Origin of the sequence: Sediminimonas sp. (assembly GCF_024637375.1) — a bacterium.
Classification (GTDB): Bacteria; Pseudomonadota; Alphaproteobacteria; order Rhodobacterales; family Rhodobacteraceae; genus Sediminimonas.
The window spans coordinates 1-13552 of the sequence record NZ_JAGXFK010000033.1; the positions used below are offsets into that span (position 1 = coordinate 1).

Here is a 13552-nt window from a genome sequence, read left to right on the forward strand (position 1 = left end):
AGCGCATGGGCCAGCCCGAACGCCGCGGCCCAGAACAGCGCCATGCCGGTGGCCATCAGGACCAGCGCGAAGGGTGCCATCCAGCCGTGGCGCGCGGCATCGACCAGGAACGGTTCGACCAGCCAGGTCAGCGCAACCAGGAAATACGCGGTGCCGAAGGCCTGCCCAACCAGCACCGCCCGACGCCAGCCCGGAGCGGCGGACAGCGCGGCGACGCCGGCCGCGAACCCGGCGAGCGCGGGCACCACCCAGCCCAGCGGCGCCTGCCCGGTGGCCGCCACGCCACCGGCCAGCGCAGCGACGCCCAGTGATTGCCAGTTCGGGCGCCCACGCAGCCAGCCGGCCGGGTCCAACGCCCGGACCGGCGTCGCGTCAGACATCCGCGGGGCCGTTGAGCCGCACGCGCAGGCGCTTGATGCGGCGCAGGTCGCCATCGACCACCTCGAATTCGGGGCCGGCGGGGTGCTGCACCACCTCGCCGCGCACCGGAACCCGGCCTGACAGCACGAAGACCAGGCCACCCAGCGTGTCGATCTCTTCGGGGTCGATATCGTCGGCCTCGGTCAGCGCGATGCCGGTTTCGGCCTCGAACTCGTCGAGCGGCGTCTTGGCCAGTGCCAAGTATTGGCCCGGTTGTTCGAGGGTCCAGAAATCCTCGTCTTCGGTGTCGTGCTCGTCCTCGATTTCGCCGATGACCTGCTCGATCAGGTCCTCGATGGTCACCAGCCCGTCGACACCGCCGTATTCGTCGATGACCAGGGCCATGTGCTTGCGTTCGCTTTGCATCTTTTGCAGCAGCACGCCGATCGACATCGACGGCGGCACGTACAGCAGCGGGCGTATCATCTCGGCAAGGTCGAAGGCATCCTCGGCCTCGCCCTCGGGCGCGCAGAACCCGTGGCGCAGCGCGAAATCCTTCAGGTGAACCATGCCCACCGGCGAATCGAGCGTCTCTGAGTAGACCGGAAGGCGCGAGAAACCGGTGTTGCGGAACTGCGCGACAAGGTCGTCGCGGGTGACGGTATCGGGCACCGCCACGATATCGGCCTTGGGGATGGCGACATCCTCCACGCGCATGCGCCGGAGGTTCAGGATGTCGTGCGACCGCGCCGCCGGGGCGGTGCCGTTGCCGTGGTCGGCGTCTGCCTCTGCCTCGTCCGGCCTGCCCTTGCGGAATGGCCGTGTCATCCGTTCGAAAAATCCCGTTTCGGCGGGGTCTTCGTCGCTTCCGGTTTCGCCGTGCGCGCGTTGCGCCGCAGCAGACGATCCGTCGATGTTGTCACTCATGTCTCTTTCCAGTCAAGCGGGGCACATGGCCCCTTCGCCCCCTCTATATGGGTCAGCAATACCCAACTTGCCAAGTATCCGTGTTTCAAGTGACTCCATCAAGGTGGCGTCCGGGTCACGGATATGGTCGTAGCCAAGCAGGTGCAGCACGGCGTGAACCAGCAGGTGCGTCGCATGATCGGTCAGCGGCATTGCCGCCGCGGCTGCCTCGCGCACGCAAGTGTCCCAGGAAATGGCGATATCGCCAAGCTCCTGCGTCATACCGGGCGGGCCCGGTGCCGCAGGCGGCGGCGGACAGGCGCCCGCGGCGACAGGGGCAAGCGGTTGCGCCGGCCAGCTCAGCACATTGGTCGGCGCCGGCTTTTCGCGGAACTCTGCGTTGAGCGCTGCTATGCGCGCATCGTCGCAGCCCAAAACGCCGATTTCATAGGCGGCCGGATCATGGCCCAGATGCACCAATGCCGCCTGCGCCGCGCGCTCGGCCAGCGCCGGCAAATCCGCGGCCTGCCAGCGAGGATCCTCGATGATCGTATCGGTCAGCATGGCGGCTCAGACATCCGTGTCGTAAGCGTCGATGATCGCCGCGACCAGTGGATGGCGCACCACGTCGCGGGCGCTGAAATAGGTAAAGCCGATCTGCTCGATCGGCTTGAGCAGCCGCTCGGCATCGTGCAGCCCGGAGGTGACGCCGCGTGGCAGGTCGACCTGTGACCGGTCGCCGGTGACCACCATGCGCGAGCCCTCGCCCAGACGGGTGAGAAACATCTTCATTTGCATCGAGGTGGCGTTCTGCGCCTCGTCCAGCACCACGAAAGCGTTGTTGAGCGTGCGCCCTCGCATGAAGGCCAGCGGCGCGATCTCGATGCGTTTCTCCTCGATCAGTTTGGCGGCCTGCTTGCCGGGCAGGAAATCGGCCAGCGCGTCGTAAAGCGGCTGCATGTAGGGATCGACCTTTTCCTTCATGTCGCCGGGCAGGAAACCCAGCCGCTCGCCGGCCTCCACGGCAGGGCGCGACAGGACGATGCGGTCGACCTCTCCGGCCAGGAACATCGACACCCCGGCCGCCACCGCCAGGTAGGTCTTGCCGGTGCCCGCCGGGCCGATCCCAAAGGCCAGGTCGTGGCTGAACAGGCTGGCGACATAGCTTTTCTGCGCCGCGGTACGCGGCTCGACCAGCTTCTTTCGAGTCTTGATCTCGACCCGGCCGCCCTTGAACATCTCAAGCTGCTCGCCGGCATCCTCGCCTTGCGGGTCCTCGCCCGGACCCATGCGAATCTGGCGGTCGATATCGCCTTGCTCAAGGTCTCGACCCGCCTCCAGACGCTCATAGAGCCCGCTGAGCACCCCGATGGCGTCTTCGGTCGCGCCCGCGTCGCCGATCACGGCCAACTGGTTGCCCCGGCGCAGGATCTGCACTCCGAGCTTGGTCTCGATATCGGCGAGATTACGGTCGTATTCGCCGCAAAGGTCAATCAGCAGCCGGTTGTCGGGAAACTCCACCAGCCGCTCGGACGATGTGCTGGCGGCGGGGATCGGTGGCTGGAGGCTGGCGGTCAATCGGGTCTCCCATCTGGAAAGGTAGTCGGCGGCGGCACCCGAGCGTGCCAAGCCGCGCGCCGCTGTGCAAGGCAGCGGCGGCAATTGTCACGCGATTGATACGGAATGTGCCAAAAAAGGCCCGCGGGCCGTGCCGACCCGCGGGTTATCTGCGCTGCGTGCGTCACGGTGTGCCGCGATCCTACAGCCAATCGGGGACGTTGGAGCCTTCCTTGAACGGGCCCACGGCGGTGCTCGGCGGCGCCGCCCCCGAGCAGACCGGGCTGCCATCGGGTTGCTTGCGCTCTGAGAGGTAGCCTTCGAGGCCGTCGTCGATGATCCAGTGGTCACAGCCATTCGGATCGACCCAAACACCGGCGACAAGGTTGCTCAGGTGCTTGGAATCAACGCCACGGTCGCGCGACTTGTCCGGGCCGACCTGCTGGCAGCCGGCAAGAACTGCCGCGGCGCCAAGAAGGGTGGTCAGTTTGACGATGTTCATTGTCACTCTCCTCAGCGCAGGCAGGTGATTTCGACACGGCGGTTCTGTGCCATGCCCTGGGATGTCGCGTTGGTGGCGCGCGGCATCCGTTCGCCGAAGCCGCGCACGTCGATGATGTTGGCCCCGACCGATTGCGCGACGCGCGCCACCGCCTCGGCGCGGCGCCGGCTCAGCCGCATGTTGTATTCATCCGATGCGCGGCTGTCGGTATGCCCGTGGATCAGGAACGCCCGTGCGTTCGCCCGCTGGAAAAAGTCACGCAGCCGCGCCACGCCGGCACGCGACACGGTGTGGCGGTCGGTCGCGAACAACTGATCGGTGGGCATGATGCCGCAGATCTTGCCGCGGTGGCAAACCGGGGTGCCGTCGCGACGGGTGACCGGCGACATGTAGCCCTCCGCCCCGTCATCCATCACCCAGTGTTCGCACCCGTCCGGGTCGATCCAGATGGTGGGTTCGTACCGCTCTCCGGCGACGGTACGCTGCCCCGAATATTGCGCCTGAACCGTCCCGGCAGAGACCACGATCAACGCCAGCGCGCAGATCGCGGCGATCGCCAGCGGCCTTGTCATGAAATCGAATTTTGTCACAGCCCCAGTCCCTTTCATCGTTCCCCCCGATAGAAGCCGCCTCACCAGGTCGTTTTTTGCGACGAATATCGTGCGGCTCCCGACATTTAATGACTGCACTCTAGCAAAGTTGCGTCGCATGTGAAGGGAATTCCGCGCGCCGATTCAACCGACGTCGAAACAATACTACTGGAAAGCCGGGGTTTGATCGTACCTGCGATACAATCGTCAGGGGCGGCTCAGACCAGTTCGCCGGCCAGCGAATTGGGCCCGCTCTCGGTGATCTGCACGCGCCGCAATTCCCCGGCCGTGGCGGGGCAGTCGGCGACATGGACGGCGTGCAGGTAATCGGACTTGCCCACCATCTGCCCTGGCATACGCCCCGGTTTTTCGAACAGGACGCCCAGTTCGCGCCCCACCATCGCATCCTGTATGTCGCGTTGCTGCCGGGTGATCAGTGCCTGCAACCGCGACAGGCGCTCTGATGCAACGTCGGGGTCGACCAGCGCGCGCTCGGCCGCGGGGGTGCCGGGGCGCGGCGAATACTTGAACGAGAACGCCTGCCCGTAGCCGACCTCGCGGATCAGATCCATCGTCGCCTCGAAGTCGGCCTCCGTTTCCTCGGGGAAGCCGACGATGAAATCGCCCGAGATCAGGATATCGGGGCGAGCCGCGCGGATGCGCTCGATCAGGCGGACATAGCTTTCGGCGGTGTGCTTGCGGTTCATCCGCTTGAGGATGCGGTCGCTGCCCGATTGCACCGGCAGGTGCAGATACGGCATCAGCTTGGCGCACTCGCCATGTGCCGCGATCAGGTCGTCGCCCATGTCGTTTGGATGCGAGGTGGTGAAGCGGATGCGCTCAAGGCCATCGACGCTGTCCAATTCCCAGATGAGCCGCGCCAGCGACCAGTCGGCGCCATCCGGCCCCTCGCCGTGATAGGCGTTGACGTTCTGGCCCAGCAGCGTGATCTCGCGCACGCCGCGCGCCACCAGGTCGCGTGTCTCTTCCAGCACCCGCGCGGCGGGGCGGCTGGCCTCGACCCCGCGGGTATAGGGCACCACGCAGAAGGCGCAGAACTTGTCGCAACCTTCCTGCACGGTCAGGAACGCGGTTGGCCCGCGCCGCGCCTTGGGGCGCGATTTCAGCGCCGCGAACTTGTCGTCTTCGGGGAAATCGGTGTCCAGCACCTTTTCCCCGCCGCGCGCACGCGCCTCCATTGCCGGCAGGCGGTGATAGCTCTGCGGCCCCACCACCATATCCACCAGCCCGGAGCGGCGCATGATCTCCTCGCCCTCGGCCTGGGCCACACAGCCGGCAACGCCGATCTTCAGATCGGGGTTATCGGCCTTGAGCCCCTTGAACCGGCCAAGTTCGGAATAGACCTTTTCCGCCGCCTTTTCGCGGATATGGCAGGTGTTGAGCAGGATCATGTCGGCGTCGCCGGGGCTGTCGGTCTCGACATAGCCCGCGCCGCCCATCGCCTCGGCCATGCGCTCGCTGTCATAGACATTCATCTGACAGCCGTAGGTCTTGATGAATAGTTTCTTCGGCTCGCTCATGGCGCTGGTCCTGTCGCGGTTTCGCGCGCCTGCCTACACCACATTCGCCGCGCCTTGCAATGCAATGCGAATTGGCCGAATCTGCGCCACGAACCAGCCCGGAGACCGGCATGAGATACGACAGCCTGCGGCATTTCCTGGCCAATCCCGGAACGGCCCTGACCAAGGGCCCCATCGCGATGATCTTTGTCGAGGACGCCTGCGAGATCGACAGCACGCTGCGTCATCACCTTGGCGCGGGGTTTCGCCAGGCGCTGGTCTTCATGCCCGACACGTTCGAGTTCGACGCCAGCCTCGCGGCGCGCGACGACGTGCACCGCATCGCGCTGGACACCGCCGCCGAGGGCGCCGTGCCGGATACCGTCAACCGCGTGATCGACGCGGCGCCGGGGTTGTGGATGTACTACTGCTACAATGCCGAATATCTTTTCTTCCCGTTCTGCGAATCGCGCACCGTCGGCGAGATGCTGACTTTCCACACCGAGGAAAAGCGCGACGCAATGATCACCTTCGTGGTCGACCTCTACGCTGGCGACCTGGAACGCCACGCCGACGCCGTGGCCCTGGACGACGCCCATATCGACCGCTCGGGGTATTACGCGCTGGGCCGGCCCGACCCGGTGACCGGCAAGCATCTGGCGCAACAGCTTGATTTCTACGGCGGGTTGCGCTGGCGGTTCGAGGAGCATGTGCCCCCCGACCGTCGCCGGATCGACCGGATCGGCCTGTTCCGGGCGCGCAAGGGGCTGCGGCTGCGTGACGATCACACCTTCAACGACACCGAATACAACACCTATTCGTGCCCCTGGCACCATAACCTGACGGCGACGATCTGCTCGTTCCGCACCGCCAAGGCGCTCAAGCGCAACCCGGGGTCAACCTTCGACATCCACACCTTTCGCTGGCACAACTCGACCCCGTTCGAATGGCATTCCAGCCAGTTGCTGGACCTCGGCCTGATGGAGCCCGGGCAGTGGTTCTGAACAGGCCCGGTGTTCAGGCCGCCTGCATGCGCCGCGCCTCTTCGCCGGCCATGCCGATCAGGTCGGCCATGTAGGGCTTGGCCAGATCATCGGTGCGGGTCGCGGCGTACAGCCGACGGGTCAGCCCGGTGCGGGTCAGCGGCCGGGTGACGTAGTCCGAGGAATACTTGACCTCGCGCACCACCCAGTCGGGCAGGACGGTCACGCCCCGGTTCGACGCCACCAGCAGCAGGATCACCGCCGTCAGTTCCACCTGCCGTACCGCCGCGGGTTCCACCTTGGCCGGCGTCAATAGCTGGCTGAACAGGTCCAGCCGGGCGCGTTCCACCGGGTAGGTGATCAGCGTCTCACCGCGGAAATCCTCGGCCTCGATCCACGGCTTCGCGGCCAGCGGGTGCTGGCTGGAGGCCACGAACACCGGCGCGTAATCGAACAGCGTGGTGAATTCGACCCCTGGCAGGTTTTCGGGATCGGACGAGACGACCAGGTCGACCTCTTCCTTTTGCAGCGCCGGCAACGCATCGAAGGCAAGTCCGGGGCGGATATCGACATCGACATCGGGCCACGCCTTGCGAAAGCTTTCCAGCACCGGGAACAGCCACTCGAAACAGGCGTGGCATTCGATGGCGATGTGCAACCGGCCGGACTTGCCGGCGCGCAGGGCGCTGAACTCGCCTTCGAGCGCGGCAACCTCCGGCAGAATCCGTTCCGCCGCGCGCAGCAGCCGCATTCCCGCCGCCGACAGCCGCAGCGGCCGCGAGCGACGCACGAACAGCTCGACGCCGACCTGGTCTTCCAGCCCCTTGATCTGGTGGCTGAGCGCCGACTGGGTGATGTTGAGCTGCTCGGCCGCACGGGCCAGGCTGCCGGCGTCGTGGATGGCCTTGATGGTGCGCAGATGCCGGAACTCGATATGCATATGTGAGCCCGCCTCATGTTGAGGATGAGAATTATGAGGTTGTCTCACACTGCCAGCTTTGCGACAAGCGGTATAACCCGAAAAAGGATGCCGCAGATGAAAGCCCCCAGCGTTTCGTTCGAATTTTTCCCGCCCAAGGACCTGCAAGGGTCGTTCCGGCTGTGGGATACGGTGCAGACCCTCGCACCGCTGGAGCCGCGCTTCGTCTCTGTCACCTACGGTGCCGGCGGCACCACGCGCGACCTGACGCGCGACGCGGTCGCAACGCTGCACGGGTCCAGCGGATTGAACGTCGCCGCGCACCTGACTTGCGTGAACGCGACGCGCGAGGAAACCATGGCCATCGCCGACAGCTTTGCCGAGGCCGGCGTGCGCGAGATCGTCGCGCTGCGCGGCGACCCGCCCAAGGGTGCGGGGGGCTTCACCCCCACCGAGGGCGGCTTTGCCAACTCTGTCGAACTGGTCGAGGCGCTGGCCGACACCGGCAAGTTCACCATCCGCGTCGGCGCCTACCCCGAGAAACACCCCGAGGCCACGGATACCGCCGCAGATGTCGCATGGCTCAAGCGCAAGCTCGATACCGGCGCGGTCGAGGCGATCACGCAGTTCTTTTTCGAGCCGGAAACCTTTTTCCGCTTCCGCGACGCTTGCGAGAAGGCCGGCATAGACAAGCCGATCGTTCCGGGCATCATCCCGATCGAGAACTGGGCCGGGGTGCGCAAGTTCGCCAAGGCCTGCGGTACCCATGTGCCGGCGTGGCTGGACGATGCCTTCGACAAGGCAAAACGCGACGGGCGTGAGGATCTGCTGGCAACGGCGCTGTGCACCGAGATGTGTTCCGAGCTGATCGAGGGCGGCGCCGATGCGCTGCATTTCTATACGCTCAACCGCCCGGAATTGACCCGCGACGTCTGCCATGCGCTTGGCGTGACCCCGCGCGTGACCCTGGAAAACGTTGCGTAACAACCCCTTGCCGGGGCACCGGCACCGGGCCAATCTGCGGCTCCAAGGAGGGCCCGCAGATGACCGACACCACGCAACGCATTGCCGCATCGCCCGACGAATTGCCGACGCTGGAAGACATCCTGGCGCAATCGGGGCTGGAGTTCATGCGCGACGTTCTGGCCGGAAAACATTCCGGCCCGCCGATCGGTGCGGCGCTCAACTACTGGCTGGAAGAGGTCGAAGAGGGCCGCGTCGTGTTCTGCGGCGTGCCGAAATTCGACTACACAAACCCGATGGGCACGCTTCACGGCGGCTGGTACGGCACCCTGCTTGACAGTTGCATGGCCTGTGCCGTCATGACCCGCGTGCCGCGCGGATCGGTTTATACAACGCTTGAATACAAGGTGAACATCGTTCGCCCCATCCCGCTGGACACGCGAGTGCGCGCCATCGGCACGGCGCAGCACGTGGGCCGCTCGACCGGCGTCGCGGCGGGCGAAATTCGCGGTGTCGACGACGACCGGCTTTACGCCACCGGATCGACCACCTGCATCGTGATGCGCATGGAGCGGGAGCCAGGCACCGGCCACGGCGCCTGAGAGCGATCACGCGGTCGTGATTCCCTGCGACATTCTGTCAAGAATTTGCTTGGCGCCCCGCCGGTTTCGCCTTTAGCCTCAGGCCAATCCGCCCGCTCCAGCGATGAACAGGTGCATGTCATGCGATACATTCCGGTCGTCCTCGTTTTCCTGCTGATCCCCGGCGGGGTGCTGCTGGCGTTCTATCATCCGGCGTGGGGCGCGGTCGTCGGGGCGGTCGGGCTGGTCGGAACGGTGGTCGCTTTCGCCGACTACCTGCAACCGACGCGCTCGGTGCTGCGCAACTACCCGCTGTCGGCGCGACTGCGCTATCTGTTGGAAGACTTCCGCCCCGAGATTCGCCAATACTTCGTTGAAAGCGACCACGACGAGACCCCCTATTCGCGCGAACAGCGCGCGCTGGTGTACCGCCGCGCCAAGGGGATAGAGGGGCTGCGCCCTTTCGGCACGCTGCGCGACGTCAACGAGGTCGGGCATGAATGGATCAATCATTCGATGGCGCCCACTCGCCTGGAAGGCGGTGACTTTCGTGTCACCGTCGGCGGGCCGGACTGCAAGCAGCCCTATTCGGCCTCGGTACTCAACATCTCGGGCATGTCCTATGGCGCGCTGTCGCCCAATGCCATCGAGGCGCTCAACTGGGGCGCCCGCGAAGGCGGCTTCGCCCATACCACCGGCGAGGGCTCGATCTCGCGCTTCCACCGCAAGCACGGCGGCGATCTGATCTGGCAGATCGGGTCAGGCTATTTCGGTTGCCGCACCGAAGAAGGGCGCTTTGACCCCGAGGTGTTTGCCGAGAAGGCGCAGGACGACCAGGTGAAGATGATCGAGATCAAGCTGTCGCAGGGCGCCAAGCCCGGCCACGGCGGCATCCTGCCCGGCGCCAAGGTGACCGAGGCCATCGCCGAGGCGCGCGGCGTGCCAGAGGGCCAGGCCTGCAACAGCCCCGCGGCACACAGCGAATTCTCCACCCCCGTGGGGCTGTGCGACTTCGTGCAGCGGCTACGCGACGGATCGGGTGGCAAGCCGGTTGGGATCAAGCTGTGCGTCGGCCACCCGTGGGAGTGGTTCGCGGTGGCCAAGGCGATGCGCGAAACCGGCATCGTGCCCGATTTCATCACCATCGACGGGTCCGAAGGCGGCACCGGGGCCGCCCCGGTGGAGTTTGCCGACCACCGCGGCGCGCCCCTGCACGAGGGACTGATGCTGGTGCACAACACGCTTGTGGGGCTGGGCCTGCGCGACCGGACACGGCTGATCGTTTCGGGCAAATTGGTCAGCGCCTTCGACATTTGCCGGATGTTCACGCTTGGCGCCGATGGCTGCAACATGGCGCGCGGCTTCATGTTCGCGATCGGCTGTATCCAGGCGCAGGCCTGCCATACCGGCAAATGCCCCACCGGTGTGACCACGCAAGACCCGGGCCGGTATCGTGCTCTGGTGGTTGATCAGAAATATCGCCGCGTCGCCAATTTCCACGCCAACACGATGCACGCGCTGAAAGAAGCGGTGGAATCCTCGGGCCTGAGCCACCCCGCCGACCTGACGCCGCATCACCTGATGATCCGGGTCAACACGCGCGACGTGCGCTCGGCCGCCAGCCAGTACGAGTGGCTCACCCCCGGCGACCTCGAGGGCGCGCAGGTCCATCACCCTGCTTTTGCCAAGTATTGGGACGGCGCAAAGACCGACACCTTTGCCTTTGGCAGTTAACGCGCCCTGCGAAAGCGTCGCGACGACCGTGTGCGCCCCGGCTCAGCCCGTGGTTGAACGCGATCCGCGCATTGCGGTGCCCGGCCCTTGCCGCCTTGCCGCACGCTGATGCGCGCCTGACAAGCAAACCTGCCAAACAAAAAAGACCCCGGCAAAGCCGGGGCCAGTCCAACAGGGAGGTACATGTGATTACCCGCACATGCACGGGATACCGTATTCAAACTCTGTAATGAGAATACCACCATGACCGAGATCAAAAAAGAGTCTCGCAAACACGTTTTTGCTATGTTGCCAATTTGTAACCGCCGCCCTCGGTCACCAGCAGGCGCGCATTCGTGGGGTCGGGCTCGATCTTCTGACGCAACCTGTAGATGTGGGTCTCCAGCGTATGGGTCGTCACCCCGGCATTGTAGCCCCAGACCTCGTGCAGCAGCACCTCGCGCGCGACGACGCCATCGGTGGCCCGGTAGAGAAACTTGAGGATGTTGGTTTCCTTCTCGGTCAGCCGAATCTTGCGGTCGTCCTCGGTCACCAGCATCTTCATCGCGGGTTTGAACGTGTAGGGCCCAAGCTGGAAGACCGCATCCTCGCTTTGCTCGTGCTGGCGCAGCTGGGCCCGGATGCGGGCCAGCAGAACGGGAAACTTGAACGGCTTGCTCACATAATCGTTGGCGCCGGCGTCGAGCCCCAGGATAGTGTCGGCGTCGCTGTCGTGTCCGGTCAGCATCAGGACCGGGCTTTTCAGCCCCTGCTTGCGCAACACCCGGCACAGCTCGCGCCCGTCAGTGTCGGGCAGGCCGACGTCGAGGATCACCAGGTCGTAAAGCCCCTCCTTCGCGCGGGCCATCGCTTCGGCACCGTTGGCCGCCTCGAAAACATCGAAATCCTCGGTCATGACAAGCTGTTCGCTCAGCGCCTCGCGCAAATCGTCGTCGTCATCGACCAGAAGTATCTTTCTCAGCTGTCCCATTGGTTCACTCCATTTCCGTTACCCAAGACATGCGCGCTTGCACGCGACCGGGCAAGACGGGTGTAACCGGTTTCACGCTGTCGTGTTTTCGCGTGGGCGCAATGTTCCAAAATGAAACACGACGCGCTAGATGGAAGGCAACGCAAACCCGGATCGTCCATGACCTTCACGCCCAACACCATCGAAATCCTCTCTCGCGCCCGTGCCGACCTGCGCATGGGCGTGCCCGTGGTGATCGCGGCGCATGGCGGCGGTATCCTCGTACTGGCGGCCGAAACGCTGGGGCAGGCGCGGCTCGACGACCTGCGCGCGCTCGGTGGTACGCCGGTGCTGACAATCACCGCGCGGCGGGCCGAAACGCTCAAGGCGCGGCCCTATGACGGCGACCTGGCGCGCGTGCTGCTGCCCGTGGATGCGGGGCTGGAATGGGTCGCGGCGGTGGCCGATCCTGCCGATGACCTCACCCATCCCATGAAAGGCCCGCTGACCAGTGCCCGCGAGGGCGACGCGACGCTGCACCGTCTGGCGCTGCGCCTGGCCAAAAGCGCGCAACTGCTGCCCGCCGCCATAGTTGCCGACCTGCCCGAGCCGACCACGTTCGCGCGGGCCCGCAACCTCACGCTCATCGACACCGATAGCGCCGGCCCGCTGCTGACCGCGCCGCCGCACCCCCACGCGGTGGTCAGCGCCCGCCTGCCCGTCGCTGCCGCCGAAAACGGCCGGCTGCACATCTTCCGCCCCGACGATGGCAGCGAAGAGCACTATGCTTTCGAGATCGGCAAGCCGGCGCGCGACGCGCCCGTCCTGGCGCGGCTGCACTCGGCCTGTTTCACCGGCGACGTCATGGGCTCGCTCAAGTGCGATTGCGGGGCACAGTTGCAGGGTGCGCTGGCGCAGATGGGCGCGGCGGGGGAGGGCGTGTTGCTCTACCTCAACCAGGAAGGGCGCGGCATCGGTCTGGCCAACAAGATGCGCGCCTATTCGCTCCAGGACCAGGGCTTCGACACCGTCGAGGCCAACCACCGTCTCGGGTTCGAGGACGACGAGCGCGATTTTCGCCTCGGTGCCGAGATCCTGAAGTCCCTCGGCTTTTCCCGCGTCCGGCTGCTCACCAACAACCCGCGAAAAATCGACATGATGGAAAAGTACGGCATCACCGTCACCGACCGCGTCTCGCTCAGGCTTGGTGAAACCGCGCAGAACCGCGCCTACCTTGCTACCAAGGTGGCCAAGTCCGGGCACCTGCCATGATGGCTTCTTCTGGCCGGAAATATCCCGGGGGAGTCGCGGCCTGCCGCGACGGGGGCAGCGCCCCCTGCCGCCGTTGCTGCCCATGACGCCCTGCGATCTGGTCCTCACGCCCACGCATCTGCGCTTCATGGGGCGGCGGTTCCCGTGCGCCATCGGGCGCGGCGGCCTGACCGGCGCCAAGCGCGAAGGCGACGGCGCCACGCCTTTGGGTGCGCACCGCATCACCGGGATGCTCTACCGCCCCGACCGCATAGCGCCACCCGCAGACTGGGCTGTGCCGATCCGGCCCGGCGATCTGTGGTCCGACGATCCCGATCATGCCGATTACAACCTGATGGTGCGTGCGCCCTATCCGCACAGCCATGAATGCCTGCGCCGGGCTGATCCGCTTTACGACCTGGTCCTGCTGACCGACTGGAACTGGCCGCGCGCCGTGCGTGGGGCCGGGTCGGCGATCTTCATCCATCAATGGCGCCGGCCCGGATACCCCACTGCCGGCTGCGTCGCGCTCCGGCGCGACCATCTGCGCTGGATCGCCGCGCGCGTTACCGTTGGTACAAGGCTTATCGTGCCCGCCGCTCAGCCGTAGTCACGTTCTCCGAAGATCGCCGATCCCACGCGCACATGCGTGGCGCCAAGGGCGATGGCGCGCTCGAAATCGCCGCTCATCCCCATCGACAGCCCGGTCAGCCCGTTGCGCGCCGCGATCTTGCCCA

The 13552-nt window shown here is 65.7% G+C and carries 14 protein-coding genes and 2 pseudogenes; 6 read left to right on the forward strand and 10 right to left on the reverse strand.

What is annotated here, in order from left to right; all coding sequences use genetic code 11:
- From Q0L89_RS04555 to miaB, 7 genes and pseudogenes are all read right to left on the reverse strand, one after another.
- A pseudogene (locus Q0L89_RS04555) lies at window positions 1-380 on the reverse strand (apolipoprotein N-acyltransferase); the annotation flags it as partial.
- Window positions 373-1287, reverse strand: a complete 915-nt coding sequence (locus Q0L89_RS04560; protein WP_296762911.1) for a CBS domain-containing protein — start codon at window positions 1285-1287, stop codon at window positions 373-375. The pseudogene Q0L89_RS04555 and the gene Q0L89_RS04560, both read right to left, overlap by 8 nt.
- A 12-nt stretch (window positions 1288-1299) precedes the next feature.
- Complete coding sequence (gene ybeY / locus Q0L89_RS04565; RefSeq protein ID WP_296762913.1) at window positions 1300-1830, reverse strand: rRNA maturation RNase YbeY; 531 nt, start codon at window positions 1828-1830, stop codon at window positions 1300-1302.
- A gap of 6 nt (window positions 1831-1836) precedes the next feature.
- Complete coding sequence (locus Q0L89_RS04570) at window positions 1837-2844, reverse strand: PhoH family protein (protein WP_296762932.1); 1008 nt, start codon at window positions 2842-2844, stop codon at window positions 1837-1839.
- A gap of 181 nt (window positions 2845-3025) precedes the next feature.
- Window positions 3026-3325, reverse strand: a complete 300-nt coding sequence (locus Q0L89_RS04575; RefSeq protein WP_296762915.1) for a hypothetical protein — start codon at window positions 3323-3325, stop codon at window positions 3026-3028.
- Between the two features lie 11 nt (window positions 3326-3336).
- On the reverse strand, window positions 3337-3897 hold the full coding sequence (locus Q0L89_RS04580) for an OmpA family protein (RefSeq protein WP_296762916.1): 561 nt from the start codon (window positions 3895-3897) through the stop codon (window positions 3337-3339).
- 236 nt (window positions 3898-4133) lie between these two features.
- Complete coding sequence (gene miaB / locus Q0L89_RS04585; protein ID WP_296762918.1) at window positions 4134-5456, reverse strand: tRNA (N6-isopentenyl adenosine(37)-C2)-methylthiotransferase MiaB; 1323 nt, start codon at window positions 5454-5456, stop codon at window positions 4134-4136.
- 110 nt (window positions 5457-5566) lie between these two features.
- On the opposite strand from miaB, the gene Q0L89_RS04590 reads away from it, so the two are divergent.
- The gene (locus Q0L89_RS04590; RefSeq protein ID WP_296762920.1) at window positions 5567-6439 is read left to right on the forward strand and encodes a hypothetical protein; all 873 of its coding nucleotides are present in this window, start codon (window positions 5567-5569) and stop codon (window positions 6437-6439) included.
- 13 nt (window positions 6440-6452) lie between these two features.
- Here the strand turns inward: Q0L89_RS04590 and Q0L89_RS04595 are convergent, their stop codons facing one another.
- Window positions 6453-7358 (reverse strand): LysR family transcriptional regulator, encoded by a 906-nt coding sequence (locus tag Q0L89_RS04595; RefSeq protein WP_296762922.1) that lies wholly within the window; start codon window positions 7356-7358, stop codon window positions 6453-6455.
- Window positions 7359-7454: 96 nt separating this feature from the next.
- On the opposite strand from Q0L89_RS04595, the gene metF reads away from it, so the two are divergent.
- The 3 genes from metF (at window position 7455) to Q0L89_RS04610 (ending at window position 10615) form a co-directional block, all read left to right on the forward strand.
- Window positions 7455-8321 (forward strand): methylenetetrahydrofolate reductase [NAD(P)H], encoded by an 867-nt coding sequence (gene metF, locus Q0L89_RS04600; protein WP_296762923.1) that lies wholly within the window; start codon window positions 7455-7457, stop codon window positions 8319-8321.
- 59 nt (window positions 8322-8380) lie between these two features.
- Window positions 8381-8902 carry a PaaI family thioesterase gene (locus Q0L89_RS04605; protein WP_296762924.1) on the forward strand — a complete coding sequence of 174 codons (522 nt, stop codon included), beginning with the start codon at window positions 8381-8383 and terminating at the stop codon, window positions 8900-8902.
- A gap of 120 nt (window positions 8903-9022) precedes the next feature.
- Window positions 9023-10615 (forward strand): FMN-binding glutamate synthase family protein, encoded by a 1593-nt coding sequence (locus tag Q0L89_RS04610; RefSeq protein WP_296762926.1) that lies wholly within the window; start codon window positions 9023-9025, stop codon window positions 10613-10615.
- Window positions 10616-10898: 283 nt separating this feature from the next.
- Here Q0L89_RS04610 and Q0L89_RS04615 read toward each other — a convergent pair whose 3' ends face one another.
- Window positions 10899-11585, reverse strand: coding sequence for a response regulator transcription factor (locus tag Q0L89_RS04615; RefSeq protein ID WP_296762928.1), 687 nt, complete (start codon window positions 11583-11585; stop codon window positions 10899-10901).
- Between the two features lie 159 nt (window positions 11586-11744).
- Between Q0L89_RS04615 and ribA the strand changes: the two genes are divergently transcribed.
- The gene (ribA, locus tag Q0L89_RS04620; protein ID WP_296762929.1) at window positions 11745-12836 is read left to right on the forward strand and encodes a GTP cyclohydrolase II; all 1092 of its coding nucleotides are present in this window, start codon (window positions 11745-11747) and stop codon (window positions 12834-12836) included.
- Between the two features lie 82 nt (window positions 12837-12918).
- A complete protein-coding gene (locus Q0L89_RS04625; RefSeq protein WP_296762931.1) occupies window positions 12919-13425 on the forward strand; it encodes a L,D-transpeptidase family protein in 507 nt (168 codons plus the stop codon).
- Here Q0L89_RS04625 and Q0L89_RS04630 read toward each other — a convergent pair.
- Window positions 13416-13552 (reverse strand): annotated as a pseudogene (locus Q0L89_RS04630) (YggS family pyridoxal phosphate-dependent enzyme); the annotation flags it as partial. The gene Q0L89_RS04625 and the pseudogene Q0L89_RS04630 overlap by 10 nt on opposite strands.

Excerpts from the sequence above, each read along its gene's own strand:
- Q0L89_RS04610 (WP_296762926.1), top strand. The coding sequence starts at position 9,023 with ATGCGATACATTCCGGTCGTCCTCGTTTTCCTGCTGATCCCCGGCGGG.
- Q0L89_RS04625 (WP_296762931.1), top strand. The coding sequence starts at position 12,919 with ATGACGCCCTGCGATCTGGTCCTCACGCCCACGCATCTGCGCTTCATG.
- Q0L89_RS04595 (WP_296762922.1), bottom strand. The coding sequence starts at position 7,358 with ATGCATATCGAGTTCCGGCATCTGCGCACCATCAAGGCCATCCACGAC.
- Q0L89_RS04615 (WP_296762928.1), bottom strand. The coding sequence starts at position 11,585 with ATGGGACAGCTGAGAAAGATACTTCTGGTCGATGACGACGACGATTTG.
- Q0L89_RS04560 (WP_296762911.1), bottom strand. The coding sequence starts at position 1,287 with ATGAGTGACAACATCGACGGATCGTCTGCTGCGGCGCAACGCGCGCAC.
- Q0L89_RS04580 (WP_296762916.1), bottom strand. The coding sequence starts at position 3,897 with ATGACAAGGCCGCTGGCGATCGCCGCGATCTGCGCGCTGGCGTTGATC.
- metF (WP_296762923.1), top strand. The coding sequence starts at position 7,455 with ATGAAAGCCCCCAGCGTTTCGTTCGAATTTTTCCCGCCCAAGGACCTG.
- miaB (WP_296762918.1), bottom strand. The coding sequence starts at position 5,456 with ATGAGCGAGCCGAAGAAACTATTCATCAAGACCTACGGCTGTCAGATG.
- Q0L89_RS04590 (WP_296762920.1), top strand. The coding sequence starts at position 5,567 with ATGAGATACGACAGCCTGCGGCATTTCCTGGCCAATCCCGGAACGGCC.
- ybeY (WP_296762913.1), bottom strand. The coding sequence starts at position 1,830 with ATGCTGACCGATACGATCATCGAGGATCCTCGCTGGCAGGCCGCGGAT.
- Q0L89_RS04575 (WP_296762915.1), bottom strand. The coding sequence starts at position 3,325 with ATGAACATCGTCAAACTGACCACCCTTCTTGGCGCCGCGGCAGTTCTT.
- ribA (WP_296762929.1), top strand. The coding sequence starts at position 11,745 with ATGACCTTCACGCCCAACACCATCGAAATCCTCTCTCGCGCCCGTGCC.
- Q0L89_RS04605 (WP_296762924.1), top strand. The coding sequence starts at position 8,381 with ATGACCGACACCACGCAACGCATTGCCGCATCGCCCGACGAATTGCCG.